The sequence below is a fragment of the Bacillus xiamenensis genome (assembly GCF_001857925.1).
Taxonomy (GTDB): domain Bacteria; phylum Bacillota; class Bacilli; order Bacillales; family Bacillaceae; genus Bacillus; species Bacillus xiamenensis.
Window position 1 is genome coordinate 757,810 of record NZ_CP017786.1, and the last position, 26,917, is coordinate 784,726.

Annotated in this window: 20 protein-coding genes, 16 tRNA genes, 3 rRNA genes, 1 pseudogene and 2 CRISPR repeat arrays; of the genes and pseudogenes, 5 read left to right on the forward strand and 35 right to left on the reverse strand. The window is 44.3% G+C overall.

Features of this window, described 5'->3' with window-relative positions; genetic code table 11:
• Positions 1–156: 156 nt before the first annotated feature.
• From BK049_RS03775 to BK049_RS03870, 20 genes are all read right to left on the reverse strand, one after another.
• Positions 157–238: transfer RNA gene (locus BK049_RS03775), tRNA-Leu, on the reverse strand.
• Positions 239–275: 37 nt separating this feature from the next.
• A tRNA-Leu gene (locus tag BK049_RS03780) sits at positions 276–364 on the reverse strand.
• A 14-nt stretch (positions 365–378) separates the two neighbouring features.
• Positions 379–449 (reverse strand) — tRNA-Cys (locus BK049_RS03785).
• 5 nt (positions 450–454) lie between these two features.
• A tRNA-Gly gene (locus BK049_RS03790) sits at positions 455–529 on the reverse strand.
• Positions 530–536: 7 nt separating this feature from the next.
• Positions 537–608 (reverse strand) — tRNA-Gln (locus tag BK049_RS03795).
• 9 nt (positions 609–617) lie between these two features.
• Positions 618–693: transfer RNA gene (locus BK049_RS03800), tRNA-His, on the reverse strand.
• 24 nt (positions 694–717) lie between these two features.
• A tRNA-Trp gene (locus BK049_RS03805) sits at positions 718–791 on the reverse strand.
• 13 nt (positions 792–804) lie between these two features.
• Positions 805–889: transfer RNA gene (locus BK049_RS03810), tRNA-Tyr, on the reverse strand.
• A gap of 15 nt (positions 890–904) precedes the next feature.
• Positions 905–977, reverse strand: a tRNA-Thr gene (locus tag BK049_RS03815).
• A 6-nt stretch (positions 978–983) separates the two neighbouring features.
• Positions 984–1,059 (reverse strand) — tRNA-Phe (locus BK049_RS03820).
• A gap of 19 nt (positions 1,060–1,078) precedes the next feature.
• A tRNA-Asp gene (locus BK049_RS03825) sits at positions 1,079–1,155 on the reverse strand.
• A 49-nt stretch (positions 1,156–1,204) separates the two neighbouring features.
• Positions 1,205–1,281 (reverse strand) — tRNA-Met (locus BK049_RS03830).
• Positions 1,282–1,296: 15 nt separating this feature from the next.
• Positions 1,297–1,372, reverse strand: a tRNA-Val gene (locus tag BK049_RS03835).
• Between the two features lie 31 nt (positions 1,373–1,403).
• Positions 1,404–1,478 (reverse strand) — tRNA-Glu (locus BK049_RS03840).
• 19 nt (positions 1,479–1,497) lie between these two features.
• Positions 1,498–1,588, reverse strand: a tRNA-Ser gene (locus BK049_RS03845).
• A 4-nt stretch (positions 1,589–1,592) separates the two neighbouring features.
• Positions 1,593–1,667: transfer RNA gene (locus BK049_RS03850), tRNA-Asn, on the reverse strand.
• A 9-nt stretch (positions 1,668–1,676) separates the two neighbouring features.
• Positions 1,677–1,792, reverse strand: a 5S ribosomal RNA gene (rrf, locus tag BK049_RS03855).
• Between the two features lie 108 nt (positions 1,793–1,900).
• Positions 1,901–4,831 (reverse strand): 23S ribosomal RNA (locus BK049_RS03860).
• Positions 4,832–5,013: 182 nt separating this feature from the next.
• Positions 5,014–6,562 (reverse strand): 16S ribosomal RNA (locus BK049_RS03865).
• The 16S, 23S and 5S rRNA genes sit together here with 16 tRNA genes alongside, the layout of an rRNA operon.
• A gap of 316 nt (positions 6,563–6,878) precedes the next feature.
• Positions 6,879–7,757: a nucleotidyltransferase-like protein gene (locus BK049_RS03870; RefSeq protein ID WP_008361039.1), complete on the reverse strand. Its 879-nt coding sequence runs from the start codon at positions 7,755–7,757 to the stop codon at positions 6,879–6,881.
• 189 nt (positions 7,758–7,946) lie between these two features.
• On the opposite strand from BK049_RS03870, the gene BK049_RS03875 reads away from it, so the two are divergent.
• A complete protein-coding gene (locus BK049_RS03875) occupies positions 7,947–8,294 on the forward strand; it encodes a YgzB family protein (RefSeq protein ID WP_008361040.1) in 348 nt (115 codons plus the stop codon).
• A 35-nt stretch (positions 8,295–8,329) separates the two neighbouring features.
• Here BK049_RS03875 and perR read toward each other — a convergent pair whose 3' ends face one another.
• On the reverse strand, positions 8,330–8,767 hold the full coding sequence (perR, locus tag BK049_RS03880) for a peroxide-responsive transcriptional repressor PerR (protein ID WP_008361043.1): 438 nt from the start codon (positions 8,765–8,767) through the stop codon (positions 8,330–8,332).
• Positions 8,768–8,924: 157 nt separating this feature from the next.
• Positions 8,925–9,392: a thioredoxin-dependent thiol peroxidase gene (gene bcp, locus BK049_RS03885; protein WP_008361045.1), complete on the reverse strand. Its 468-nt coding sequence runs from the start codon at positions 9,390–9,392 to the stop codon at positions 8,925–8,927.
• A gap of 129 nt (positions 9,393–9,521) precedes the next feature.
• On the opposite strand from bcp, the gene BK049_RS03890 reads away from it, so the two are divergent.
• Entirely contained in the window at positions 9,522–10,817 is a 1,296-nt protein-coding gene (locus BK049_RS03890; RefSeq protein ID WP_008361047.1) for a glutamate-1-semialdehyde 2,1-aminomutase, read from the forward strand.
• A 247-nt stretch (positions 10,818–11,064) separates the two neighbouring features.
• Positions 11,065–12,138, forward strand: coding sequence for an FUSC family protein (locus BK049_RS03895; protein WP_071169180.1), 1,074 nt, complete (start codon positions 11,065–11,067; stop codon positions 12,136–12,138).
• Between the two features lie 227 nt (positions 12,139–12,365).
• Here BK049_RS03895 and BK049_RS03900 read toward each other — a convergent pair whose 3' ends face one another.
• From BK049_RS03900 to fabL, 10 genes and pseudogenes are all read right to left on the reverse strand, one after another.
• Positions 12,366–13,262: an ABC transporter permease gene (locus tag BK049_RS03900; protein WP_008361049.1), complete on the reverse strand. Its 897-nt coding sequence runs from the start codon at positions 13,260–13,262 to the stop codon at positions 12,366–12,368.
• Positions 13,263–13,280: 18 nt separating this feature from the next.
• Positions 13,281–14,282: an ABC transporter permease gene (locus BK049_RS03905; protein WP_008361050.1), complete on the reverse strand. Its 1,002-nt coding sequence runs from the start codon at positions 14,280–14,282 to the stop codon at positions 13,281–13,283.
• Between the two features lie 61 nt (positions 14,283–14,343).
• Positions 14,344–15,930, reverse strand: a complete 1,587-nt coding sequence (locus tag BK049_RS03910) for an ABC transporter substrate-binding protein (protein WP_008361051.1) — start codon at positions 15,928–15,930, stop codon at positions 14,344–14,346.
• The gene (locus BK049_RS03915) at positions 15,905–16,882 is read right to left on the reverse strand and encodes an ABC transporter ATP-binding protein (RefSeq protein WP_071167871.1); all 978 of its coding nucleotides are present in this window, start codon (positions 16,880–16,882) and stop codon (positions 15,905–15,907) included. Before BK049_RS03915 ends, BK049_RS03910 begins: the two co-directional genes overlap by 26 nt.
• Entirely contained in the window at positions 16,851–17,873 is a 1,023-nt protein-coding gene (locus BK049_RS03920) for an ABC transporter ATP-binding protein (protein WP_071167872.1), read from the reverse strand. The genes BK049_RS03915 and BK049_RS03920 overlap by 32 nt, the downstream gene beginning before the upstream one ends.
• A 112-nt stretch (positions 17,874–17,985) precedes the next feature.
• Positions 17,986–19,728: an ABC transporter ATP-binding protein gene (locus tag BK049_RS03925; RefSeq protein WP_008361055.1), complete on the reverse strand. Its 1,743-nt coding sequence runs from the start codon at positions 19,726–19,728 to the stop codon at positions 17,986–17,988.
• Between the two features lie 96 nt (positions 19,729–19,824).
• Positions 19,825–20,355: a nucleoside tri-diphosphate phosphatase gene (gene ntdP, locus BK049_RS03930; protein WP_008341956.1), complete on the reverse strand. Its 531-nt coding sequence runs from the start codon at positions 20,353–20,355 to the stop codon at positions 19,825–19,827.
• Between the two features lie 147 nt (positions 20,356–20,502).
• A complete protein-coding gene (locus BK049_RS03935) occupies positions 20,503–20,763 on the reverse strand; it encodes a YgaB family protein (RefSeq protein WP_071167873.1) in 261 nt (86 codons plus the stop codon).
• A gap of 174 nt (positions 20,764–20,937) precedes the next feature.
• Positions 20,938–21,087 (reverse strand): annotated as a pseudogene (locus BK049_RS03940) (gamma-type small acid-soluble spore protein); the annotation flags it as partial.
• A 74-nt stretch (positions 21,088–21,161) separates the two neighbouring features.
• Positions 21,162–21,914, reverse strand: a complete 753-nt coding sequence (gene fabL / locus BK049_RS03945) for an enoyl-[acyl-carrier-protein] reductase FabL (RefSeq protein WP_071167874.1) — start codon at positions 21,912–21,914, stop codon at positions 21,162–21,164.
• Positions 21,915–21,995: 81 nt separating this feature from the next.
• Here fabL and BK049_RS03950 point away from each other — a divergent pair, with 81 nt between their 5' ends.
• Complete coding sequence (locus tag BK049_RS03950) at positions 21,996–22,220, forward strand: hypothetical protein (protein ID WP_008361064.1); 225 nt, start codon at positions 21,996–21,998, stop codon at positions 22,218–22,220.
• Here BK049_RS03950 and mutY read toward each other — a convergent pair.
• The gene (gene mutY / locus BK049_RS03955) at positions 22,207–23,307 is read right to left on the reverse strand and encodes an A/G-specific adenine glycosylase (RefSeq protein ID WP_071167875.1); all 1,101 of its coding nucleotides are present in this window, start codon (positions 23,305–23,307) and stop codon (positions 22,207–22,209) included. The two genes, BK049_RS03950 and mutY, sit on opposite strands and share 14 nt — an antisense overlap.
• A 191-nt stretch (positions 23,308–23,498) precedes the next feature.
• Between mutY and BK049_RS03960 the strand changes: the two genes are divergently transcribed.
• Positions 23,499–24,479 carry a metal-dependent hydrolase gene (locus BK049_RS03960; protein ID WP_008361067.1) on the forward strand — a complete coding sequence of 327 codons (981 nt, stop codon included), beginning with the start codon at positions 23,499–23,501 and terminating at the stop codon, positions 24,477–24,479.
• A 164-nt stretch (positions 24,480–24,643) separates the two neighbouring features.
• Positions 24,644–25,071: a CRISPR direct-repeat array (repeat unit 32 nt; unit sequence ATTTCAATCCACGCACTCATGTAGAGTGCGAC).
• 303 nt (positions 25,072–25,374) lie between these two features.
• Positions 25,375–25,803: a CRISPR direct-repeat array (repeat unit 32 nt).
• 181 nt (positions 25,804–25,984) lie between these two features.
• Here BK049_RS03960 and rsoA read toward each other — a convergent pair.
• A complete protein-coding gene (rsoA, locus tag BK049_RS03965) occupies positions 25,985–26,206 on the reverse strand; it encodes a sigma-O factor regulator RsoA (RefSeq protein ID WP_071167876.1) in 222 nt (73 codons plus the stop codon).
• Positions 26,154–26,756 (reverse strand): sigma-70 family RNA polymerase sigma factor, encoded by a 603-nt coding sequence (locus tag BK049_RS03970; protein ID WP_008360624.1) that lies wholly within the window; start codon positions 26,754–26,756, stop codon positions 26,154–26,156. The genes rsoA and BK049_RS03970 overlap by 53 nt, the downstream gene beginning before the upstream one ends.
• Between the last annotated feature and the right edge of the window lie 161 nt (positions 26,757–26,917).

Below are 26,917 nucleotides of genomic sequence, written 5' to 3' on the forward strand. Positions count from 1 at the left end.
TGACGATAGATGATTCAAACTCATGATCTGTTCTTAGGAATGATGTTACATGCTGCCTGTGCAAACACCAAAGCAAATTTAAAACACAAAAAAATGCCTCTCCACAATGGAGAAGCATTAGATTGACGGTACATTCATTCAATTACCGATTATAGATACCGGTGGCCGGGGTCGAACCGGCACTCCGTGAGGAACACGATTTTGAGTCGTGCGCGTCTGCCAATTCCGCCACACCGGCATGATCATTAAAGAGCGCAACTTATATAAAAAAACAATGGTGCCGAGGGCCGGACTTGAACCGGCACGGTAGTCACCTACCGCAGGATTTTAAGTCCTGTGTGTCTGCCAATTCCACCACCCCGGCAGTCTTTTCAAAAAAGGCGACACCCGGATTTGAACCGGGGATAAAGGTTTTGCAGACCTCTGCCTTACCACTTGGCTATGCCGCCATTATTGGAGCGGAAGACGGGATTCGAACCCGCGACCCCCACCTTGGCAAGGTGGTGTTCTACCACTGAACTACTTCCGCATATCAACTGGGCTAGCTGGATTCGAACCAACGCATGACGGAGTCAAAGTCCGTTGCCTTACCGCTTGGCTATAGCCCAATAATAAAATGGGGCGATTGATGGGAATCGAACCCACGAGTGCCAGAGCCACAATCTGGTGCGTTAACCACTTCGCCACAACCGCCATAGATGTTATGAATCATATAATTGGCAGGGGCAGTAGGAATCGAACCCACACCGGAGGTTTTGGAGACCTCTGTTCTACCGTTAAACTATGCCCCTATGAAAATAAAAATGGTGGAGGGGGGCGGATTCGAACCGCCGAACCCGGAGGGAGCGGATTTACAGTCCGCCGCGTTTAGCCACTTCGCTACCCCTCCACATTTGAAAAACAGTGCCGGCAAGAGGACTTGAACCCCCAACCTACTGATTACAAGTCAGTTGCTCTACCAATTGAGCTACACCGGCAAATAGTGGTGGCTCGGGACGGAATCGAACCGCCGACACACGGATTTTCAGTCCGTTGCTCTACCAACTGAGCTACCGAGCCAAGTATTCTTTTAAAAAAATGGCGGTCCGGACGGGACTCGAACCCGCGACCTCCTGCGTGACAGGCAGGCATTCTAACCAACTGAACTACCGGACCATTTTGACTGCACTCAATGAGTACTCCCTAATTCATAAACAAAAAATTTTGGTTGCGGGGGCAGGATTTGAACCTGCGACCTTCGGGTTATGAGCCCGACGAGCTACCGAACTGCTCCACCCCGCGACGATATAAGAGATATGGTGGAGGATGACGGGCTCGAACCGCCGACCCTCTGCTTGTAAGGCAGATGCTCTCCCAGCTGAGCTAATCCTCCGAATAAAATGCTGGTATGTATTCTATAAAAATGGTGACCCGTACGGGATTCGAACCCGTGTTACCGCCGTGAAAGGGCGGTGTCTTAACCGCTTGACCAACGGGCCCTCTATTATATGTATCTTGTGGCGGAGAGCAAGGGATTCGAACCCTTGAGACGGGGTTACCGCCTACACGATTTCCAATCGTGCTCCTTCGGCCACTCGGACAGCTCTCCAAATTGGCTCCGCAGGTAGGATTCGAACCTACGACCGATCGGTTAACAGCCGATAGCTCTACCACTGAGCTACTGCGGAATGAAGAAAGCCTGGCGATGTCCTACTCTCACAGGGGGAAACCCCCAACTACCATCGGCGCTGAAGAGCTTAACTTCCGTGTTCGGTATGGGAACGGGTGTGACCTCTTCGCCATCATCACCAGACAATTTAGTGACAAAAGATATTATACTATGTATTGAAAATAAATCAAGAGATATTTAAAAAATGTTCTCTCAAAACTAGATAACAATGTTCATGCTTCACATTAAATATAGGTTAAGTCCTCGATCTATTAGTATCTGTCAGCTCCACGTGTCACCACGCTTCCACCTCAGACCTATCAACCTGATCATCTTTCAGGGATCTTACTTCCTTGCGGAATGGGAAATCTCATCTTGAGGGGGGCTTCATGCTTAGATGCTTTCAGCACTTATCCCGTCCGCACATAGCTACCCAGCGATGCCCTTGGCAGAACAACTGGTACACCAGCGGTGCGTCCATCCCGGTCCTCTCGTACTAAGGACAGCTCCTCTCAAATTTCCTGCGCCCGCGACGGATAGGGACCGAACTGTCTCACGACGTTCTGAACCCAGCTCGCGTACCGCTTTAATGGGCGAACAGCCCAACCCTTGGGACCGACTACAGCCCCAGGATGCGATGAGCCGACATCGAGGTGCCAAACCTCCCCGTCGATGTGGACTCTTGGGGGAGATAAGCCTGTTATCCCCGGGGTAGCTTTTATCCGTTGAGCGATGGCCCTTCCATGCGGAACCACCGGATCACTAAGCCCGACTTTCGTCCCTGCTCGACTTGTAGGTCTCGCAGTCAAGCTCCCTTGTGCCTTTACACTCTGCGAATGATTTCCAACCATTCTGAGGGAACCTTTGGGCGCCTCCGTTACATTTTAGGAGGCGACCGCCCCAGTCAAACTGCCCACCTGACACTGTCTCCCTGCCCGATAAGGGCAGCGGGTTAGAAGGTCAATACAGCCAGGGTAGTATCCCACCGATGCCTCCACCGAAGCTAGCGCTCCGGTTTCCAAGGCTCCTACCTATCCTGTACAAGCTGTACCAACATTCAATATCAGGCTGCAGTAAAGCTCCACGGGGTCTTTCCGTCCTGTCGCGGGTAACCTGCATCTTCACAGGTACTATAATTTCACCGAGTCTCTCGTTGAGACAGTGCCCAGATCGTTGCGCCTTTCGTGCGGGTCGGAACTTACCCGACAAGGAATTTCGCTACCTTAGGACCGTTATAGTTACGGCCGCCGTTTACTGGGGCTTCAATTCGCACCTTCGCTTACGCTAAGCGCTCCTCTTAACCTTCCAGCACCGGGCAGGCGTCAGCCCCTATACTTCGCCTTACGGCTTCGCAGAGACCTGTGTTTTTGCTAAACAGTCGCCTGGGCCTATTCACTGCGGCTTCTCGGGGCTTTAACACCCTAAGAAGCACCCCTTCTCCCGAAGTTACGGGGTCATTTTGCCGAGTTCCTTAACGAGAGTTCTCTCGATCACCTTAGGATTCTCTCCTCGCCTACCTGTGTCGGTTTGCGGTACGGGCACCTCTCACCTCGCTAGAGGCTTTTCTTGGCAGTGTGGAATCAGGAACTTCGCTACTATATTTCGCTCGCCATCACAGCTCAGCCTTCACGGGAAACGGATTTGCCTATTTCCCAGCCTAACTGCTTGGACGCGGATATCCATTACCGCGCTTACCCTATCCTCCTGCGTCCCCCCATTGCTCAAATGGTGAGGAGGTGGTACAGGAATATCAACCTGTTGTCCATCGCCTACGCCTTTCGGCCTCGGCTTAGGTCCCGACTAACCCTGAGCGGACGAGCCTTCCTCAGGAAACCTTAGGCATTCGGTGGACGGGATTCTCACCCGTCTTTCGCTACTCATACCGGCATTCTCACTTCTAAGCGCTCCACCAGTCCTTCCGGTCTGGCTTCACAGCCCTTAGAACGCTCTCCTACCACTGTTCGTAAGAACAGTCCGCAGCTTCGGTGATACGTTTAGCCCCGGTACATTTTCGGCGCAGAGTCACTCGACCAGTGAGCTATTACGCACTCTTTAAATGGTGGCTGCTTCTAAGCCAACATCCTGGTTGTCTAAGCAACTCCACATCCTTTTCCACTTAACGTATACTTTGGGACCTTAGCTGGCGGTCTGGGCTGTTTCCCTTTCGACTACGGATCTTATCACTCGCAGTCTGACTCCCAAGGATAAGTCATCGGCATTCGGAGTTTGACTGAATTCGGTAACCCGGTAGGGGCCCCTAGTCCAATCAGTGCTCTACCTCCGAGACTCTTACCTTGAGGCTAGCCCTAAAGCTATTTCGGAGAGAACCAGCTATCTCCAGGTTCGATTGGCATTTCACCCCTACCCACACCTCATCCCCGCACTTTTCAACGTGCGTGGGTTCGGGCCTCCATTCAGTGTTACCTGAACTTCACCCTGGACATGGGTAGATCACCTGGTTTCGGGTCTACGACCACGTACTCATGCGCCCTATTCAGACTCGCTTTCGCTGCGGCTCCGCATCTTCTGCTTAACCTTGCACGGGATCGTAACTCGCCGGTTCATTCTACAAAAGGCACGCCATCACCCGTTAACGGGCTCTGACTACTTGTAGGCACACGGTTTCAGGATCTATTTCACTCCCCTTCCGGGGTGCTTTTCACCTTTCCCTCACGGTACTGGTTCACTATCGGTCACTAGGGAGTATTTAGCCTTGGGAGATGGTCCTCCCGGATTCCGACGGAATTTCACGTGTTCCGCCGTACTCAGGATCCACTCTGGAGAGAATGACATTTCAGTTACAGGGCTGTTACCTTCTCTGGCGGGCCTTTCCAGACCTCTTCGCTTATATCATTCCTTTGTAACTCCATATAGAGTGTCCTACAACCCCAAGAGGCAAGCCTCTTGGTTTGGGCTGTTCCCGTTTCGCTCGCCGCTACTCAGGGAATCGCATTTGCTTTCTCTTCCTCCGGGTACTTAGATGTTTCAGTTCCCCGGGTATGCCTTCTCATACTCTATGTATTCAAGTATGGATACTACTCCATTACGAGCAGTGGGTTTCCCCATTCGGAAATCTCCGGATCAAAGCTTGCTTACAGCTCCCCGAAGCATATCGGTGTTCGTCCCGTCCTTCATCGGCTCCTAGTGCCAAGGCATCCACCGTGCGCCCTTTCTAACTTAACCATTTCTTACTCTAGAAAGAATCACTATGTGTGATGAACTTTGCATTGCATTCAATGTGAATGTATTACTTATTGTTATCTAGTTTTCAAAGAACAATCCTGTCTCGCTAGAGACATGTTTTGAAGGAATGATCCTTCAAAACTAAACAAGACCAAAACGCACACTGCTCCATATATCCTTAGAAAGGAGGTGATCCAGCCGCACCTTCCGATACGGCTACCTTGTTACGACTTCACCCCAATCATCTGCCCCACCTTCGGCGGCTGGCTCCATAAAGGTTACCTCACCGACTTCGGGTGTTGCAAACTCTCGTGGTGTGACGGGCGGTGTGTACAAGGCCCGGGAACGTATTCACCGCGGCATGCTGATCCGCGATTACTAGCGATTCCAGCTTCACGCAGTCGAGTTGCAGACTGCGATCCGAACTGAGAACAGATTTGTGGGATTGGCTAAACCTTGCGGTCTCGCAGCCCTTTGTTCTGTCCATTGTAGCACGTGTGTAGCCCAGGTCATAAGGGGCATGATGATTTGACGTCATCCCCACCTTCCTCCGGTTTGTCACCGGCAGTCACCTTAGAGTGCCCAACTGAATGCTGGCAACTAAGATCAAGGGTTGCGCTCGTTGCGGGACTTAACCCAACATCTCACGACACGAGCTGACGACAACCATGCACCACCTGTCACTCTGTCCCCGAAGGGAAAGCCCTATCTCTAGGGTTGTCAGAGGATGTCAAGACCTGGTAAGGTTCTTCGCGTTGCTTCGAATTAAACCACATGCTCCACCGCTTGTGCGGGCCCCCGTCAATTCCTTTGAGTTTCAGTCTTGCGACCGTACTCCCCAGGCGGAGTGCTTAATGCGTTAGCTGCAGCACTAAGGGGCGGAAACCCCCTAACACTTAGCACTCATCGTTTACGGCGTGGACTACCAGGGTATCTAATCCTGTTCGCTCCCCACGCTTTCGCTCCTCAGCGTCAGTTACAGACCAGAGAGTCGCCTTCGCCACTGGTGTTCCTCCACATCTCTACGCATTTCACCGCTACACGTGGAATTCCACTCTCCTCTTCTGCACTCAAGTTTCCCAGTTTCCAATGACCCTCCCCGGTTGAGCCGGGGGCTTTCACATCAGACTTAAGAAACCGCCTGCGAGCCCTTTACGCCCAATAATTCCGGACAACGCTTGCCACCTACGTATTACCGCGGCTGCTGGCACGTAGTTAGCCGTGGCTTTCTGGTTAGGTACCGTCATGGTGCAAGCAGTTACTCTTGCACTTGTTCTTCCCTAACAACAGAGCTTTACGATCCGAAAACCTTCATCACTCACGCGGCGTTGCTCCGTCAGACTTTCGTCCATTGCGGAAGATTCCCTACTGCTGCCTCCCGTAGGAGTCTGGGCCGTGTCTCAGTCCCAGTGTGGCCGATCACCCTCTCAGGTCGGCTACGCATCGTCGCCTTGGTGAGCCGTTACCTCACCAACTAGCTAATGCGCCGCGGGTCCATCTGTAAGTGACAGCCGAAACCGTCTTTCATCCTTGAACCATGCGGTTCAAGGAACTATCCGGTATTAGCTCCGGTTTCCCGGAGTTATCCCAGTCTTACAGGCAGGTTACCCACGTGTTACTCACCCGTCCGCCGCTAACATCCGGGAGCAAGCTCCCTTCTGTCCGCTCGACTTGCATGTATTAGGCACGCCGCCAGCGTTCGTCCTGAGCCAGGATCAAACTCTCCGAGGTATGCAGGATGCATATCACACATGCGTTGCTACACGATGTAGCGAACTTAGCATGTGATCATTTCCTGTCTCGTCAGTTTGACTGACTACCTATGATGTTTCATAGGATTTTTTTATTAAAACTCGAATTAACAGGTACGTTTTGTCTTGTTTAGTTTTCAAAGATCATTTTCGTTATCGCTCGGAAGCGACTTTCTTAATATAACATTTGAGCACCTTGTGCGTCAAGTGTTTTTCGGGATTTCTTTTTGTCAGCTTTTCTTTCAAAGCAACTCGGTTGCTCGTTAGCGACGTTTAATAATATACCATCATAATATTCATGCGTCAATATCTTTTTTCACAAAATATCCTCGATGATAGATTTTTTGCCCCTTTGTCTCAATTGGCTCCACCTGAACAATTCCTTTTTCCACAAAGAAATCAATCATGATGCTAAGGTCAGGCGTGAAATGTTTGAGGTCAGGATGTGCAAGAAGCTCGCCAAAAAGCCAAATATCTTGCTGCTCCATGACATGACGCAAATGAGCGGCTCCAATTTCTGCTTTTGAATGGATTAAAAAATCATTCGCTAAGAATAACAATTCTAACCGCTTATGCAGACTTTCATGGCTTTCAATTAGTTCTGAATAAAGTTTATATACTTCAGGCTCCATATGACGCACTTGGTTCCAAACGGTCACTTCTGGGTGGAAGCCTTTATCAATCACTTCAATCCGTGCCAAATGATGCAGGGCATGCACAATGGAATTATATGCATCAAGGAATTGATTTGATTCAAAAAATGCTTTTCCTTCTATATATCTGCGAATGAGCTTACCATATTCCAAACCAATTTTGAGCTTACGGTTTGAAAACGGGAATGTACTCAATTCATCAATCAAGTTGAAAATATATTCATTTCGATCAAACAAAACTTTTCCATTCAAAATCCAATCAATGATTCGGCGATTGGTGCCGAGGGTAATCCATTCTTTAAGCTGATCGTCTGTGACGACATTTAAAGAAGCTGTTTGGTGATCGGATTCATAGTGTTTGATAAATAATGGCTCTTCCGCTTCTTTTACGATGACTAAAAGTGCGGCATCAAAGTTATCTGTTTCAGAAGATACTTTATGTCTTCTTTCTACTATAATCACAGCTAATGTATCCGGGTGGCTTGCTCTCTCTTGATAAATAGGACGGAGAAGATTTTCCATAGTGATTCCTCCAATACTCGGGTGTAAGGTTCTTCTCTAATGCTATGTATTTCTCCTCATAGAATCAAAATTCCTTCAATACATGAAAAAAGATCATTGCATCATTATAAGCAATTTATTCACAAAACTCTATAACTAATTCAAACAGAAAGGTAAAATGTGCTATATTGGAGATAAGGGGGACTAGGGATGGCGAAATACTCCAGTAAGATTAATAAAATCAGAACATTTGCACTTAGTTTGGTTTTTGTTGGTTTTCTGATCATGTATATCGGTGTGTTCTTCAAGGAATCGATCTGGCTGTCGACTTTCTTTATGCTACTTGGCGTCTTATCGATTGGATTAAGTACAGCCGTTTACTTTTGGATCGGTATGCTTTCTACAAAGGCGGTACGAGTTGTGTGTCCAGGGTGCGAGAAGGAAACGAAGGTGCTTGGACGAGTGGATATGTGCATGCATTGCAGAGAGCCCCTTACACTGGACCGGGCGTTAGAGGGTAAAGAGTTTGATGAATCCTACAATCGAAAAAAGTCATAAAAATAAGCTGACCATTCAACTGGTCAGCTTTTTCATTAATGATTTTCTTTTTTCGCACATTCTTGACAGATTCCATAGATCTCCAAGCGATGATGGCTCACTTTAAAGCCTGTCACATGGGATGCAAGCTGTTCTACTTCATCAAGGCCAGGATAGTGAAAGTCAACGATCTTTCCGCAGTTTTCACAAATTGCATGGTAATGATCAGATGTCGCAAAATCAAATCGGCTTGAGGAGTCCCCATACGTTAATTCTTTTACTAATCCAGATTCCCGGAATACTCGTAAATTGTTGTAAACCGTTGCTACACTCATATTCGGAAATTTCCCTTCAAGTGCTTTATATATATCGTCCGCGGTTGGGTGAGTCATAGAATTTACGAGAAACTCCAAGATGGCATGGCGCTGCGGAGTAATTCGAACACCAGTTTCTTTTAGAGCGTCTAAAGCGTCTTTTAGTTCGTGAGCAGCCATTTCATCATGCACCTCTCTTCAAAAATATTCTTATATTATAATCTTTATAAATAGTGTACCCCCAGAGCCGAAACTTTGTCAATTACAATCCTCTTTTTTACCTATTCTTCTTTACAAAAAAGACCGGCACATCTGCCGATCTCATCTTATCATCCTATTAAGCGTGAGCTTTCAGTTCCTCAAGCGCTTCTTCTACATGATCTTTCACCTTTACTTTGCGCCATTCTTTTACAAGCGTTCCTTCTTTATTAATAAGAAATGTGGAACGTTCAATTCCCATGTATTCTTTGCCGAAGTTCTTTTTCAGCTTCCATACACCGAAAGCTTCGGACAACTTTTGCTCGTCATCTACAAGAAGCAGGAACGGTAAATCATGTTTTTCTTTAAACTTTTGGTGCTTGTCCTGACTGTCTGGGCTTACGCCAATGATGACAGCATCTAATTCCGCAAAGCTCTGATGGCGGTCACGGAAATCACAGGCCTCGGTTGTACAGCCTGGCGTCATATCTTTTGGGTAAAAATAAAGGACAATATGTTTTCCTCTAAAATCAGAAAGCTTTACTTTCTCTCCATTATCACCTGTTAATTCAATATCCGGCACTTGCTGCCCCACTTCGATTGTCATGACACAATCCCTCCAACCTATTTTTTCATTAGCCTATCCAATTTCGAGAGAATATTCAACTAAGGACGCTTGCATCGGCATGTTAAAATAATGTTAGACGACGTGTTACGTTGAGACAGGAGGCTATTTATGAAATTCACAGAATCAGAAAAATTACATCAAGAGGCACTGGAGCATATTGTTGGAGGGGTTAACAGCCCATCTCGTTCATATAAGGCAGTAGGCGGCGGGTCACCCGTTGCAATGGAAAAAGGAGAAGGCGCTTATTTTTGGGATGTTGACGGAAACCGTTATATCGACTATTTGGCAGCATACGGTCCAATTATTACGGGACATGCTCATCCTCATATTACAAAAGCCATCACGAAAGCAGCCGAGACGGGTGTCCTTTATGGAACACCAACGAAGCATGAAGTCACTTTTGCGAAAATGTTGAAAGAAGCAATGCCTGCATTGGATAAAGTTCGTTTTGTCAATTCAGGTACGGAGGCTGTAATGACCACCATTCGTGTGGCCCGCGCTTATACAGGCAGAACAAAGATCATTAAATTTGCCGGATGTTATCACGGTCATTCTGATCTTGTGCTAGTTGCAGCTGGCTCTGGCCCTTCCACTTTAGGAACGCCAGATTCAGCGGGCGTTCCTAAAAGCATCGCCAATGAAGTCATTACCGTTCCATTTAACGATATCGACAGCTATAAAGAAGCACTAGATCGTTGGGGCGATGAAGTAGCAGCTGTTCTTGTTGAGCCCATTGTCGGAAACTTTGGCATCGTGGAGCCTAAAGACGGCTTCTTGCAACAGGTCAATGACCTGACTCATGAAAAAGGCGCACTTGTCATCTATGACGAAGTGATTACCGCTTTCCGCTTTATGTATGGCGGTGCACAAGACTTGCTTCAAGTAAAACCTGACCTCACTGCATTAGGTAAAATTATTGGCGGCGGTCTTCCAATCGGCGCTTATGGCGGCAAAAAAGAAATTATGGAGCAAGTCGCTCCCCTTGGGCCAGCCTATCAAGCTGGTACGATGGCGGGAAATCCCGCCTCTATTCTTTCTGGGATTGCATGCTTGGAAGTGCTTAAAGAAGACGGAGTCTACGAGCGTCTCGATCAGCTCGGCGCAATGTTAGAAGAAGGAATTTTAGCCCATGCGAAAAAACATCAAGTAGATATTACAGTGAACCGCTTAAAAGGTGCTCTCACGATTTATTTTACAAAGGAAACGATTGTGAACTACGAGCAGGCTGAAAATACGGATGGCGAGATGTTCGCCCGCTTCTTCAAATTGATGCTCGCACAAGGCATTAATCTTGCCCCTTCTAAATACGAGGCTTGGTTCTTAACCATCGCACACACTGAAAAAGATATTTCTGAGACGCTGCAAGCGGTTGATTATGCGTTTGAACAGCTGAAACAATCATAATTGAGTGAAAAACAGACGTGAATTTGTGCGTCTGTTTTTTTATTTACCAGCTCTTGATTGTCAAAAGCGAGCGAATCTGTTACATTTTTTCTCAATACCTTCTTTTGATGTTTTCATGAACTTTCAAAAAGCACTTGAATATTTCGGAAGACCGCTGTATATTACTTAGTTGTTTCATCAAAATATGTATGATATATGACGAGTGGTCATCTATTATCAAAAAGAAAGGAATGCAGGGACAAAACCAATGAAACTTGGAGCCCGTATTTTAAAAACTGGTATTGCCATTGTACTCGCGCTTTACCTGGCAACATGGCTTGGGTTGCCGACGCCCGTCTTTGCGGGAATTGCAGCTGTATTTGCTATCCAGCCATCTATTTATCGATCATTTTTAACAATTGTTGATCAAGTGCAAGCCAATATTATTGGAGCAGCACTTGCCATTACGTTCGGTCTGCTTTTTGGCACAGGACCTGTTATTATCGGGTTAACCGCCGTTATGGTCATCGCCATTAATTTAAAGCTGAAGATTGAACATACGATTCCGATTGCACTTGTAACCGTCATCGCCATTTTAGAAAGTGCAGGGGATCATTTCCTTTCCTTTGCCTTAATTCGAACTGCTACTGTGGTATTAGGCGTGCTTTCTTCATTTTTAGTGAATCTCATTTTTCTGCCGCCAAAGTATGAAACAAAGCTGGTTCATCACATTATGGAAAATACGGAGGAGATTTTAAAATGGATCCGTCTGAGCTCCAGACAGTCTACAGATCATTCCATTTTAAAGGATGACATCGATCAAATAAAAGAACGTATGATCAAATTAGATCACATTTACTTGTTATACAAAGAAGAACGAAGCTATTTAAAGAAAACCACCTATGTCAAATCAAGAAAGCTGGTTTTGTTCAGACAGGCAATTATGACGTCTAATCGAGCTCTGTACTTACTGAAAAAGCTTCATAAATTAGAAAATGAAATTCATTTGATGCCAGAGCATTTCAGGGAAAGCTTAACCGATGAGATTGATTATTTACTCTATTGGCATGAGCGCACCTTAATGAAGTTTGTTGGAAAAATGAAGCCACATGACGATGAATTTCAAAATGAATGCTCTCTTCGTCTTGAAACATTAACGAAATCATTTATTCAGCATCAGCAAAACCAAGAAAGCGACTTACTCGATTATAATATGCTGAATGTGATGTCCAGCATCATTGAATACCGTGATGAATTGGAGCATTTAGATACGTTGATTACCAGCTTCCAAACGTATCACCCAAAAGATAGCGAGATCGAAACTGAAGAAAAAGAAGCATAAACAGAAAAGACCGATTCCAAAATCGGTCTCAGATTGTTGACAAAGGGCTAAAATGAACTTTATTTTAGCCCTTTGTCTTCTTTTCAGCGTGACATGAAAACCTTTGCAGTCTAAGAAGGACGAGTACCGGCGCGGAGCGAATTTAAGATTCGTGAGCACCGGCACGCAGGACTGACACCGAATGCGAGCGTTTGTCTACACGCTGAGACCGATTCTAAGAATCGGTCTTATTTTATTTTCTTCATTTTAGGATCAAGGGTGTCCCTTAATCCATCTCCCATCAAATTAAAGCCAAGAACCGTCAGCATGATCGCAACCCCTGGAAAGAATAAAGTCCATGGTGCTTGCACGAGATAAGGTCTCGCATCTGCGAGCATTTTCCCCCACTCTGGACTTGGCGCTTGTGCACCCAATCCTAAAAAGCCCAAAGCTGCCGCTTCGATGATGGCCGTTCCGATCGCAAGGGTCGCCTGAACGATCACCGGCACCATACTATTTGGCAGAATGTGACGGAGGACGATGCGGCGGTGTGACATGCCGACTGCTTTTGCTGCTAGGACGTATTCTTCTTGTTTAATACTCAGCACCTTTGAACGAACCAGCCGCCCAAAGGTCGGGACGTTAATAATCGCTATGGCAATAAGCGCATTTTGTAAGGATGGGCCTAAGATGGAGACGATCGCAATTGCTAATAGAATGCTAGGAAAGGCAAGTAAAATATCAAATAATCTCGAGATCACAGCATCCAGCCATCTGCCGCCGTAGCCCGCCATCAATCCAAGCAGTGTGCCTAAAATGACAGAGCCGAGAACCGAAAAGAAACCTACCCATAATGAGATCCGTGCTCCATGCACAACTCTTGAAAATATGTCTCTGCCGAAATCATCCGTACCAAACCAGTGTGCAGCTGAAGGCGCACTAAACCGTTCACCAAGTGACTGCTCATTGATTCCATACGGAGCAAGGAGCGGTGCGAAGATCGCTAGAATGAGAAATAAAAAGACAATCACACTGCCAATGACCGCCAGCTTATGCTGAAAGAATTGCTTCATCGATTCAAGAATCAGTGATTGAGAGCGTTCTTCTTTTGATATAGGAGCTTGACGCTCTTTTTGTGCTTCCATGTTGTCACTCTCCCTTCTCTAGTATTTAATTCTTGGATCAATGACTGCATACAAGATGTCCACAATGAAATTGATCAACACAAATATGAGCGCAACAACGAGAATGCCTGTTTGAATGACTGGATAATCACGATAGCTGATCGCATCGTATATATACCGCCCAATTCCCGGCCAAGCAAAAATGGTTTCGGTTAAAATGGCCCCACCCAGCAGGAGACCTGTCTGAAGGCCGATAATAGTCAAAATCGGAATGAGCGCATTTTTCAGCCCATGCTGATAAATGATAAAAAACGAACGTACCCCTTTTGCTTTTGCCGTTCGAATAAAATCGGAATGAAGCACCTCCAGCATACTAGCCCTCGTAATCCTCGCAATTATCGCAGCCGGAATGGTTGCAAGAGCGGTACTTGGTAAAATCAAATGCTTGATGCTGTCAATGAATTGATCAAACCTTCCTTGCAAAAGCGTGTCCAGCGTATGAATATAGGTGATCGAGTCCACTGGATTTCTAACGTTTTCTCTCCCAGTTGTCGGCAAAATTCCTAATTCGATTGAGAACAGCCACTGTCCCATTAAGCCTAACCAGAAAATCGGCATGGACACCCCAATGAGAGCAATAAACATCGCAACATAATCAAAGAAAGAATGTTTAAACCAAGCACTAATGATTCCTGCATTCACTCCCACCATAATCGCCAGCAGCATAGCAAAGAATGTCAATTCTAATGTAGCGAATAAGTAAGGCTTCATTTCCTGGGCAATAGCCGCTCCTGTTCGAATGGAAGTCCCTAAATCACCTTTTAAAAGACCCAGGATGTAGTGACCATATTGAACGTACCACGGCTGATCTAAACCAAGCTGGATCGTCAATTGCTCTACTGCTTCTTTTGTTGCCCGCTGCCCTAAGATGACCTGTGCTGGATTCCCCGGTATAAATCGAATGATCGAAAACACGACCAAGGTCATTCCGATCAATACTGGGATGAGCATTCCTGCTCGCTTCATACAATAAGCAAACAAACAGCTTTCACCGCCTTTTTCATTGTTTGAATAAGGGAGATAGCTCATCTCCCTTATGTGCTTATTCGAAATATACGTCCGTCAAAGCTTCTGAACCCGTTGGGTGCGGCTGGTAACCTTTTACATCTTTAGATGCTGCAAGCATTGGAATTGAATGTACCAATGGAATCCAAGGTGCTTCATCATGAATGATCTCTTGGGCTTTTTGATACAATTCATTTCGTTTCTTTTGATCAGTATCTGTTTGCGCTTCAATGAGAATGTCATGCATTTTATCGTTTTTGAAGAATGTATAGTTGTTACCGCCTATACTGTCTTTATCCAACAGTGTATAGATGAAGTTATCAGGGTCGCCATTGTCCCCAGTCCATCCTAATAAGAACGCATCGGCTTCTCCTTTACTTGCTTTATCTAAATAAGTCGCCCAGTCATATGTGACGATTTCGGCTTTAACGCCGACCTTTTCAAAGTTTGACTGAATGACTTCGGCTACCTTCATCCCATCTGGCATATATGGACGAGGTACAGGCATCGCCCAAAGCTTGATTTGAAAACCGTTAGGAAAGCCTGCCTCTTTCAATAGCTCTTTCGCTTTTTCAGGATCATATGGATATGGCTCAATGTCGTCATTGTAGCCTTCTAATGACGGTGGAAGTGGATTTTTCGCTGGTTCAGCAAGTCCGCCATAAAACGACTCAATGATTGACTCTTTATCGACAGCATAATTGAGCGCCTGACGAACCAGCTTATTATCGAGCGGCTTTCTCGTCACTGTCAGCCCGATATAGCCTACGTTCATGGATGGTCTTTCAATAAGCTGGAGTGCTTTATCCGTTTTAATGCCATCTAAATCTGACGGGTTGACACCATCCATTAAGTCGATCTCGCCTGTTTTCAGCGCATTTAAGCGAGCTGAATTTTCTGGAATGGAGCGGAAGATGATTTGATTTAGCTTCGGTTTATCTTTTTGCCAGTAATCTTCGTTCTTTTCTAAGACGATACGGTCATTTTGCTTCCACTCTTTAAACTTGAATGGTCCTGTACCAACTGGATTTTCACGAAATGCATCGCCGCTTTTTTCAACAGCCGCAGGACTGGCAATACCAAATGGTGACATGGCGATGTTTTTCAGGAATGTTGCCTGCGGACGTTTTAGTTGAAATTCTATTTCATGCTCTCCTTTGACGATGATGTCTTTAATAACGTGTCCTTTATCCTTTTTATAGCCGCCAAACATGCCGTAGTAGGGAAATTTTTCTGCATCACCATTCATCCAGCGGTCAAAGTTGAATTTCACGGCTTCCGCGTTAAAGTCTGTGCCATCGTGAAACTTCACACCTTCTCTTAAGTAGAACGTGTACGATTTCCCGTCCTTGGCCACATCCCATTCTGTTGCGAGGCCTGGATGGATGGTCGTGTCTTTCTCACCGTAATTCAAAAGCTTTTCAAACATATTCTCTGTGACCTTGAAGGTTTCACCTTCCGTTGTTGTAATTGGATCAAGTGACGTGGAGTCTCCTCCTCTGCCGAAGACGAGAGTGTCTTTTGTGGCTTTTTCTTCGGATGTTGGTGAAGACGAACAGCCCCCTAGAAATAGGGCAAGTGCCAGCACAAAAATGAAACTACTGAATAACCATGTCTTCTTCATTGTGTTCCTCCTTTTGATATAAATAGCACGCAACTGCGTGATCTGTTTCCTCCTCATATAAAGGAGGAACAGCTTGCAGGCATTGCGCCCACCTTTTTGGACATCTTTGATAAAAAGGACAGCCGCCGCTTGTCGCCGTCGTGGATTCTTCCGCTGCCACATCCTGCGTCTCCAGCACATGGTCCATATGTGGAATGGATTTGAGAAGCAGCGAAGTATAGGGATGAAGCGGCTTGTGAAATACGTCTTCCGCAGGACCTATTTCGACAATACGGCCGGCATACATGACGGCAATCCGGTCGCTCATATACTTGACGACGCCTAGATCGTGAGAAATAAACAAGTACGTAAGAGAAAGCGTCTTTTGCAATTCAAGCATTAAATTCAAAATCTGTGCTTGAACGGATACGTCTAAAGCAGAAACTGGTTCATCTGCAATCACAAGGCTTGGATGAGTGATCAGCGCTCTAGCAATCCCAATCCTCTGCCTCTGTCCGCCGCTGAATTGGTGTGCATAGCGGTCTCCAAAGGAAGGATCAAAGCCCACAATGTGCAGCATCTCTTTTACCCGCTTTTGCCTTTCTGCTTTCGTTCCATGTTTATGGACGATCAGCGGTTCTTCTAAAATATCTTTGATTTTCATTCGTGGATTTAAGGAAGCGTATGGATCTTGAAAGATCATTTGAATGTCTTTTCTTAAGGAACGCATCTCTCGTTCTTTCAGAAGGGTTACTTCTTGTCCTTTCATTCGAATAGAACCAGAAGTCGGTTCAATTAATCTCATTAGGCTTTTGCCAAGCGTTGATTTCCCGCAGCCAGATTCACCAACAATGCCGAGCGTTTCCCCTTCATTCACATGAAAGGATACTTGATTTAAAGCCAATTTCGTATGTTTGTCTTTAGAAAAAAATGCCGATGTGTCATAACGCTTTGTCAGCTGATTCACTTGCAAGAGTGGGTGACTCAGTGCCTTCTCCTCCTTCCATTAGAAAACATGCGACGCGGTGATACTGTTCAATGGATTGTAAGGCTGGGTCTTTTTCAAGACATTGTGCCATTTGATGTGGACAGCGTGGTGCAAATTGACAGCCTGATTGGATGGCACCGGGTTTGGGTACATGACCCGCAATAGAGATGAGCTTTTCTTTTTTTTCTTTAAATGATGGAACAGAGGCGAAAAGGCCTTTTGTGTAGGGATGCAGAGGTTTTTGAAAAATACGGTCAACAGTTCCTTCTTCTACGATTCGACCGGCATACATAATCATGACACGCTGGCATATTTGCCGCACGACACCTAGATCGTGGGTAATAAATAAAATAGCGGTGTCCATCTCTTCGTTTAACTTTTTGAGCAAACGAAGAATTTGTGCTTGGATGGTGACATCAAGTGCAGTCGTCGGTTCATCGGCAATCATGAGCTTTGGGTGACATAGCATCGCCATCGCAATCATGACACGCTGACGCATGCCGCCCGATAATTCATGGGGATATTTTTTAAGTAACGATGCTGCTTGTTTCAAGCCTACCGTTTGAAGCAAATCTACCGCCTTCACTTTTGCTTCTTTTTGGCTGATGGCTTGATGTGTGAAAAGAGCTTCTGTCATTTGCTTGCCGATGGTCATTAAAGGATTGAGGGAGGTCATAGGTTCTTGGAAAATCATCGAAATGTCATTTCCTCTGATCTCTCGCCACTGTTTCTCCGAAAGTGACAGCAGGTTTTGACCTTCAAATTGTATGTCACCTGTTGTTTCTGTTTGCTGATTCAGTCCCATTAAAGACATCGAAGTCATACTTTTCCCGCAGCCAGATTCACCAACAATGCCTAAGGTTTCTCCTTTTTGAATAGAGAAAGATATATCATGGACGATCGGCACTCTCTGCTTTTTTTGCTGAAAGGCAATGGACAGCTGTTTGACATCTAGCAACACTTCTTGTTCTTTCACATATTCACCACCCCGTCATACTTTTTAAAATTGTATTGAGACAAGCTGGGAAATATGTCATGTTTTTGACAAGCATAAAAAAGCCTATCCGCTAGAATCGGATAGGCTTCTACTAATTTAATGTTTGAATGGTAAATAGATGGCGATAGTGGCTGTCTCGGTTCATTAATTCTTCGTGTGTTCCTTTTTCCACAATCTCGCCTTTTTCCATGACCACAATTTGATCGGCATGTGTAATCGTCGATAAACGGTGCGCGACAATAAAGGTTGTGCGGTCCTTTGCCAGCTTTTGCATCGCTTCTTGAATATAATGCTCACTTTCTAAATCAAGTGCAGATGTCGCTTCGTCTAAAATGAGGAGGGGTGGATTTTTGAGAAATACCCTCGCAATTGAAATCCGTTGTTTTTGACCGCCTGACAGCTTCACGCCCCGTTCTCCTACCTTGGTGTCATATCCTTCAGGAAGAGACATGATGAACTCATGGGCATTCGCCGCTTTGGCAGCCGACACAATGTTCTCAAAGGATGCTTCCGGGTCTCCAACAGCGATATTTTCTTTAATTGTGTCACTGAATAAGAATGTATCCTGGAGCACCATTCCAACTTGATTTCGAAGGCTTCTTGCTTTGTACTCTTTAATATCAATGCCGTCAATTTCAAGTGACCCGCTTGTGACATCATAAAATCTAGGAATTAAGCTGACGAGTGTAGACTTCCCTCCACCGCTCATGCCTACAAGCGCAACGGTTTGTCCTTTTTCTACTTTTAAGGAGATATTGTGTAAAATCTCTTCCTGCGTATGTTCATAACGGAAGGACACATTTTTAAATTCTACCTCTCCTTTTAAATGATTGGCTTCTTTTGCATTTGGCCGGTCTGTTACCTCATACGGCTCATCAATAAACTCAAAAATACGATCCATTGACGCCACTGACTGGGTTAAAGTCGTTGATGAGTTAATGAGTCGGCGAATTGGGTTGTACATCCGGTCAATGTAGCCGACAAACGCAATCATTGTCCCAATTGAAAGCGATCCGTTAATCACAGTGTAACCAGCAAATGCAATGATGAGCAGCGGCGCAATGTCTGTGATGGTATTGACGACTGCGAATGTTTTGGCATTCCAATTCGTGTGGTTGATCGCTTTGTTTAAGAAATTTTGATTTTCATCGTGAAAATTCTCTTGTTCGTACTCCTCAATCGCAAAGCTGCGAATGACGGGCATTCCTTGAACTCGCTCATGGAGATGTCCTTGCACCTCAGCCAGTGCCTGCGACCGCTCTTTTGTCAACTTGCGAAGTCGTCCGTAAAAATACTTCACAGCTAACGCATATAGAGGAAAAATAATGACAGACACGATGGTGAGCTTGAGATCGAGTGTACACATAATAGCTATCACAATCAGGACGGTCATCAAATCAAGCCAAATGTTCATCAGACCTGTGATGACAAATTCCTTTGTCTGCTCCACATCGTTGATCACCCTTGAAATAATTTCCCCTGTTCTCGTGTTGGCGTAATAACGAAGGCTTAGCTTTTGAATGTGCGAGAACAGTTTTTCCCGAATATCAAATAATACTTTACTGCCTGTCCACTGCGCATAGTATTGTCTGTAGTACTCAACAGGCGGTCTCATTACTAAAAATAATACAAGCATGATTCCCATAATAATAAAGAGAGTGGATGTTTTTTCTTCAGCCGATCCAGAACCTTGAATGACATCATCAATGACATACTTTAAGAGCAGAGGCAAGGTTAAGGGAATCGAGAATTTGATCATTCCGATTACCATTGTCAATGCAATCTGTTTTTTATACGGTGTAACAAAAGCCATGTAGCGTTTAATGACCCCCATGTAAATCTCCTTCCCAATCTATCAGTGCCTCTTATCCGCAAGCAGTCAAAAACCTGTTAGCTCATAAAAAGCCAAACAGGTTTTTGCTGCTCTTGCTTATTTTGTATAACGTAAAAAACGTTCATACCACATATCTACAAATTCTGGAGCAAATGGCCCTTTCCGCTGGTGAATCCAATGCAGTAATGTATTTAGATGCTCTCTTAAGATACTATCGATTTCTTTTGGATAATTCATCTGTCTCTTATGATCTGCATACTCATCCTCATCCAAAATATTATACGTCATGTCCGGAAAGACTTTGACATCTAAATCGTAATCAATATACTTAATTGCCTCTTCGTCTGTCGCAAAAGGAGAGCTAATGTTGCAGTAATAATATACGCCATCATCTCTAAGCATCCCAATGACATTAAACCATTGTTTTGCATGAAAATAGCAAATAGCCGGTTCTCTCGTCATCCATGTGCGGCCATCGGATTCAGTCACCATTGTGCGGTCATTTGCCCCAATGATACACAATTCCGTTGCTTTCAGAATGGTGGTTTCATTCCAAATCCTGTGGATCAAGCCATTATGTTTATAGCTTTGAATTTGGATGGTTTCTCCTTCCTTGGGATAGCCCATATTTTCTCCCCTACTTTCTATAACAAACAAACCTAACAGTCCAAAGACCTAATTTCCCAACTAAACATGTCTCTATTATATTATACCGTTACATAAGTAAAAAATGAAATGAAAAAGCCATTCAACCCACTTGAACGGCACACCCCCTTACATCACGGTTGAGCTCTTCTCCATTTGTTTATATGAATTGATGACCTGTTCTGTCTGCTTTGTAAATAATGTTTGGACTTTTCGCAGTTCCTCTCGTTTCTGTTTAATTTGATCATGAAGCCGATGCAGCTCTTCCTTTTTTTCACCTTGCAACATTCGTTTTTCGGTCTCTACATACAAATCGAGTTCACCTTGTACATCAAGCAGTTGATCCATGAGCTGCATTTGTTCCCTGACAAGCTGGTCAAAATTAGACATCTAACTCCTCCCTTTCATTCGAATCGACTTTTTGTATCTATACCATTTCTTGAAAGAATGAAGAAGTCCTTTGACTGTTTATGTAGAGGTTTTACAGGTTTTGTCGGATAGTGGTGACAGGCAAAAAGAAAAGCACTTCATTCGTAGATGAAGTGCTTTCCTCTGTTTCAGTGATTAGCTGTTTTGTTGTTTGTTTTGCTCAGCTTTTTGGTTGTATTTTTTTACGTGCTGTGCGTCAGTCTCACTAGCAAATTCAGTGCCATATTGACCACCTTGTGCAGCAGCTTGGTTTTGTTTTTTCACTTGTTGTGCGTTTGTTTTGTTTTGTTGTTTATCCATCATTATCACCTCCACGCACATTATTTTGTGCAGAAGGTGTACATCCTATTCATGATTTTTTAAACAAGCAGAGAACGTCCGCCATCCACTATAATGGTCTGTCCTCTAATCATATCTGCCTTGCCTGATACAAGGAATTCCACACTGTCGACCATGTCTTTAATCTCCACCATTCGGCCAGCTGGTGTATTTTTCTTCGCATCTTCTAATAACTCTTCACGGTTTGGGAAATGCTTTAATGCATCTGTATCGATAGCGCCGCCTGATACTGCATTCACGACGATATTCTTTGGTGACAGCTCAACGGATAAGTAGCGTGTCAATGCTTCTAGTGCTGCCTTAGATACGCCAACCACTGTGTAATTTTCAAGGTAGCGGATAGAGCCTAGTGAGCTAATGCTGACAATATGTCCGCCGCCGTTTTTCTCCATTAATTTTGCTGCTTCTTGTCCGCAGAACAATAAGGCTTTCGCATTGATATTCATGGTCCAGTCCCAATGATTTTCTTCAAGGTCCATGATGGGGCGCTGAACACCAGAAGCCGCATTGTTAACAAATACATCTAAACGGCCAAAGGTTTCGTCGATTTGCTGAAACATGTCTTTGATTTTCTCAGGTTGTCCGACATTGGCTTTGACCACCAACGTTTTGACACCCATCGCTTCAATTTCTTCCGCTGTTTCAATTGCTGCTTTTTTGCTTCTCGCGTAGTTAATGACAATGTCATATCCTTTTTCAGCCAGACGAAGGGCCACTTCTTTCCCAACCCCTCTACTGCTGCCTGTAATTAATGCACATTTACGCTTGTTCATTATGGTTCATCTCCTGATTTGAATAGTTTTCGTCCATTCGCTTCACACTAATAGGAAAATTCCTATTAGGAGGTTGCATTCATGTATGTAGGACGCGATTTAAGCCAGCTTGGCATGATGTCCAAGGACCAATGGAAAGATACCGAGCTTGCTTACTTTCATCATGCTTTCCAACAAATTTTACCTTATTTAAACGAAGAAGGGCAATCGAAGTATCGAGAAATCATTTCTGAAATCGAAAGCCGCGGAGGCCTGCACCGAAATGAAGCCGATTATACCCATGGTACGACGGTTAAATACGACTAGGCTGCTCGAGTGCCATCTTCCATATTTTTTGATGTGAGACTGGCAAAGCATATGCCTCAAATTCTTCTATTGTGACTTTTTTTAACGCAGTGTCATCTGATACAGATGTCACACGTCCAAAGAAAACGGAAATATTCCAGATGAGATGGGTAAATACATGCTGGATGGTGCCTTCTAAATCACCAAGCTCCGCTTGTACACCTGCCTCCTCTTTTAAGAACTCAATCAGCTGCTCTTTTTCCGTTTTTCTTCCCTTCGTTGTTTCCACGTTAGGGAATTCCCATAAATTCGCAAGGAGGCCTGTACTTGGCCGCTTATGAATATATAGGTGACCTGTGTCGTCAAATAACACTGCTGCTGCCATTGATTTAGCAGTTGGCTTTTTCTTTTTACTTTTCACTGGCAGCTCATGCTGGACGCCTTCCTCGAGTGCCGAGCAATGCATGTTGACAGGGCAAATGAGGCATGCCGGGGAAGTTGGGGTACAGATGAGTGCACCTAGCTCCATGAGCCCTTGGTTGAATTGTGACGGCTTTTCCCGGGAAATGAGCTGATCGACAGCAAATTCGAACATGTTTCTCGTTTTTGGTTTGGCAATATCATCCCATATGGATAAAATACGGGAAATGACCCTCATGACGTTGCCGTCTACCGCAGGATACGGCTTGTTATAGGCGATGCTCAGCACAGCACCACTCGTATACGGGCCTACACCTTTCAGCTTTGAAAATTGTTCTTTCGTATCAGGGACAACGCCCCCGTAGGATTCATATACTTCTTTCACAGCTGCCTGTAAATTACGAACTCTTGAGTAGTAGCCAAGACCTTCCCATGCTTTCATGACCTTTTCTTCATCAGCTAAAGCAAGATCTTTCACCGTTGGGAACTGCTCCATAAACCGCTGGAAGTACGGAATGACCGTATCCACTCTCGTTTGCTGAAGCATCACTTCTGATACCCAGACACGGTATGGATCTTGATTTTCACGCCATGGAAGTGTCCGTTGTTCTTTTTCATACCAATCAATTAAATCATGCTGAAAGCCCGAAATATCTTTACGGTCCAGCTTTTCTTGAATGTCTTTCATATTTATACTCCTTCTCATTGAACCAAGGGCTAACGTTCTGAAAAGAACCTTATTTGTTGTATACTGTTTGTAGATACGTTAACATGTTACATTAAATCAGGACAAAGCAAAAGTGATTTTGCACATAGTCTTGAATGATGACGTATACTTTGTATGATTGTTCCTAAGCATGACAACTAGGAGGTAATCAATTGGATACTGGTACTCATGTAGTAATGGGCATTTCTCTTGGGGGACTTGCGCTTTTAGATCCAGCCGTCAGCGCAGATCCACAAATGGCACATGCCGTGATGATCGCGACCATTGCCGGCTCCCAAGCACCAGACATTGATACTGTGCTAAAACTAAAAAATAATGCGGTTTATATAAGAAATCACCGGGGATTTACTCATTCCATTCCGGCTGTACTGTTCTGGTCATTGCTGATTCCGGCTGTACTTTACCCATTTGTGCCTGGGGCGAATTTACTTCACCTTTGGTTATGGACACTATTGGCCGTCGTGCTCCATGTGTTTGTCGATATTTTCAATGCATACGGTACGCAGGCCATTCGTCCATTTTCGAAGAAGTGGGTAGCCCTTGGGATCATTAACACCTTTGATCCGTTTATCTTTTTTACACACCTTGTCGCCATTGTCATTTGGGCAATTGGTGGGCATCCCGGCTATACGTTCATCTCGCTGTATGCCGTGATTTTCTGTTACTATATCGTCAGGGTGATCATGCAGCTTCAGATTAAACGTCAGCTGCGTGCACGATTTGATGACATTGAAGACATTATTATTTCGCCTACAATGAAGTTCAGACAATGGCGCATTGCCGTGAAATGTAAATCCTCCTTCCATGTTGGACGCAGTATGAATGGAGAGATCGTCATTTTAGACACATTTAACCGTGTGCCTGTCCCTGATACAGAAATTATGAAAATTGCCAAACAAGATGAAAACATTTCAGCCTTTCTCTCCTTCTCCCCTGTCTACCGGTGGGAAGTAGATAAATACAAGGATCATTATGAGGTGCGGTTCATTGATTTGCGCTACCGCAGCAAAGGTCACTATCCTTTTGTCGCGATCTGCCATATCGACATGGACCACCAAATCAAAAATTCCTATACCGGCTGGATTTTCAGTGAAGAAAAACTGCAAAAAAAATTAAGACTCGGCTCTGTGTGAGCGAGTCTTTTTTTGTGTTATGTAGGGCTTGGATCTAGGGGAGAGTACATTATGTTGATTATTCATTTGTGTAGATGTTGAATTGGATAGGCACTTGAAATTGTGATGTATGCGCTCATGTAGAGTGCGACTGGAGTATTAAGAGGAGATGATATATCAATTGTATTTCAATCCACGCACTCATGTAGAGTGCGACCTTTAACTGATATCACTTTACGGTTGATTGTTATTTCAATCCACGCACTCATGTAGAGTGCGACTCTCTTTTGACATACTCTGCACCAATATCATCAAATTTCAATCCACGCACTCATGTAGAGTGCGACTGTTTTGATACCAAGAACATAGCTACAATGGCTATATTTCAATCCACGCACTCATGTAGAGTGCGACACGCGTTGGAACGCCTGTCAGACTTAATATTATACATTTCAATCCACGCACTCATGTAGAGTGCGACATTCCCAATGGACTACCTGTACGTTACACAAGGTATTTCAATCCACGCACTCATGTAGAGTGCGACTATTAACACATTCTTTAATTCTACTAAAGGAGAATTTCAATCCACGCACTCATGTAGAGTGCGACTGCGATTTTCGCCCTAATTATAACATTTTTTAGGTAATCACAGTCAAAATCACCAATATTATCAATCAAATTTTGTTTTCCCCTCTACAAAATATACATTTTTTCTCAATTTTGTCGAATAAACAGGTGCGAATGTTCCAAGGATTTTATGTTCACCTTACATTCGCACCAAATTTTTTAATCCTATTTAATTAGAAACTATTGCTCTTGATCATCTTAGAATTCATTTAAAAAGACTCATGTTTTTCAAGCCTAAATCAAGCGCAATTGTCAACATTTCTTTCCAGCTGTCTTACTGACAAGAATTTCAATCCACGCACTCACATAGAGTGCGACATGAGCAGGTTCCAGTCACGATTCATGGAATTAGGATTTCAATCCACGCACTCACATAGAGTGCGACACCCCTTGCTCCAATTACACATGATAGTATGCGAATTTCAATCCACGCACTCACATAGAGTGCGACAAAGTTTTAGCTAATTTAAATCCACACATGTTAGATTTCAATCCACGCACTCACATAGAGTGCGACTTACCTGTTGTGATGTTATTTGTTTCTCCCTTAATTTCAATCCACGCACTCACATAGAGTGCGACTTAGAGCTATTAAAAAATGATAAATTCATGGATATTTCAATCCACGCACTCACATAGAGTGCGACTGCATCTGTTTTAAGGACTTCAATATCATCTGTGTTATTTCAATCCACGCACTCACATAGAGTGCGACGGCGATTTCTGCCCTAATGATAACATTTTTTAGGGCATCACAGTCAAAATCACCAATATTCTCATTCAAATTTTGTTTTCCCCTCTACAAAATATACATTTTTTCTCAATTTTGTCGAATAAAAAGGTGCGAATGCTCCGGGGATTTTATGTTCACCTCACATTCGCACCATCAGCCTCTTTTACAACTTCGTTAGATAATCCACAATAAATTCCCAAAAACCAGGTACTTCTTGATAAATCAGCCAGTCTACTCTTTCGATCAGTTTGATATAGAGTTCTTGTTCGAGGTCTTCTCTTTCTTGATATGCCGTGTTTTGTAGTTTCTTTTTGATCATGGGTGTAAAGGTTTCAATGAGTTTTTCCATTTCTCCATTGGTGATTTTGTCTTCTTTCACGGACATCTCCCCCTGTTTCTTCTTTTAGTTTGTTGAGTGCTTTTTTGTGAATGTTTGAGATGTTTTGTCTTGTTTCGCCTAGCCGGTCAGCGATTTCCTTCATCGTTTGGCCTTCGACATAAATATGGGTCAACACCATTTTTTGTTTGTCTGTGAGCTGCTGATAGGCCTTGTACAGTCTTGGGTCTTGCAGATGTTCCCCTAGGTCCTGCTGGTTGGAGAGTACAGCTTCGTACGTATCTGTTTGAACAGAGTCTTTCACTTCTTGATAATCAGGATGATCCAGTGTGAGCGGAAAACGCTGCTGCTTCTTTTTCACCCGTTTGTCAAAATCGACTGAAAAGATACGTATCATCGTGGAAATATATTTGATGATGCGGATTTTTTGATAGAACTGCTTGAACTCGGAATCTAGCTTTTTGGCATTTTCCTCGTTTGGTTCTTTCATGACTTGCCTGAGCAGCTGCTGATTATTAGGATTGCTTAAAAATTGCTGAATGAGCGGGTGATCAATGATTTCCTTCCATTTTACTTTCAATAACAGCCGATAATCCATTTGCATCCTCCCCTTTGTTTCCTCTATTTGAATTAAGTGGACAAAAGTTAAAAAAAGTAAACTCTATGAAACGGGTCTAATGGTTCATTTTCTCCCGCTTTGATTTCCTATTTCTTCTTTCATACCACCTATAAAGAAGACGAGCATGAGCTGGGAGGTGA

Coding starts and splice junctions, on each gene's coding strand:
- fabL (WP_071167874.1), bottom strand. CDS start 21,914: ATGAACAAGCGTAAATGTGCATTAATTACAGGCAGCAGTAGAGGGGTT.
- rsoA (WP_071167876.1), bottom strand. CDS start 26,206: ATGTCCGTGAAAGAAGACAAAATCACCAATGGAGAAATGGAAAAACTC.
- bcp (WP_008361045.1), bottom strand. CDS start 9,392: ATGACAATCGAAGTGGGGCAGCAAGTGCCGGATATTGAATTAACAGGT.
- perR (WP_008361043.1), bottom strand. CDS start 8,767: ATGGCTGCTCACGAACTAAAAGACGCTTTAGACGCTCTAAAAGAAACT.
- BK049_RS03870 (WP_008361039.1), bottom strand. CDS start 7,757: ATGGAAAATCTTCTCCGTCCTATTTATCAAGAGAGAGCAAGCCACCCG.
- BK049_RS03875 (WP_008361040.1), top strand. CDS start 7,947: ATGGCGAAATACTCCAGTAAGATTAATAAAATCAGAACATTTGCACTT.
- BK049_RS03970 (WP_008360624.1), bottom strand. CDS start 26,756: ATGGATTATCGGCTGTTATTGAAAGTAAAATGGAAGGAAATCATTGAT.
- ntdP (WP_008341956.1), bottom strand. CDS start 20,355: ATGGGCTATCCCAAGGAAGGAGAAACCATCCAAATTCAAAGCTATAAA.
- BK049_RS03890 (WP_008361047.1), top strand. CDS start 9,522: ATGAAATTCACAGAATCAGAAAAATTACATCAAGAGGCACTGGAGCAT.
- BK049_RS03935 (WP_071167873.1), bottom strand. CDS start 20,763: ATGTCTAATTTTGACCAGCTTGTCAGGGAACAAATGCAGCTCATGGAT.
- BK049_RS03925 (WP_008361055.1), bottom strand. CDS start 19,728: ATGGGGGTCATTAAACGCTACATGGCTTTTGTTACACCGTATAAAAAA.
- BK049_RS03900 (WP_008361049.1), bottom strand. CDS start 13,262: ATGGAAGCACAAAAAGAGCGTCAAGCTCCTATATCAAAAGAAGAACGC.
- BK049_RS03910 (WP_008361051.1), bottom strand. CDS start 15,930: ATGAAGAAGACATGGTTATTCAGTAGTTTCATTTTTGTGCTGGCACTT.
- BK049_RS03950 (WP_008361064.1), top strand. CDS start 21,996: ATGTATGTAGGACGCGATTTAAGCCAGCTTGGCATGATGTCCAAGGAC.
- mutY (WP_071167875.1), bottom strand. CDS start 23,307: ATGAAAGACATTCAAGAAAAGCTGGACCGTAAAGATATTTCGGGCTTT.
- BK049_RS03895 (WP_071169180.1), top strand. CDS start 11,065: ATGAAACTTGGAGCCCGTATTTTAAAAACTGGTATTGCCATTGTACTC.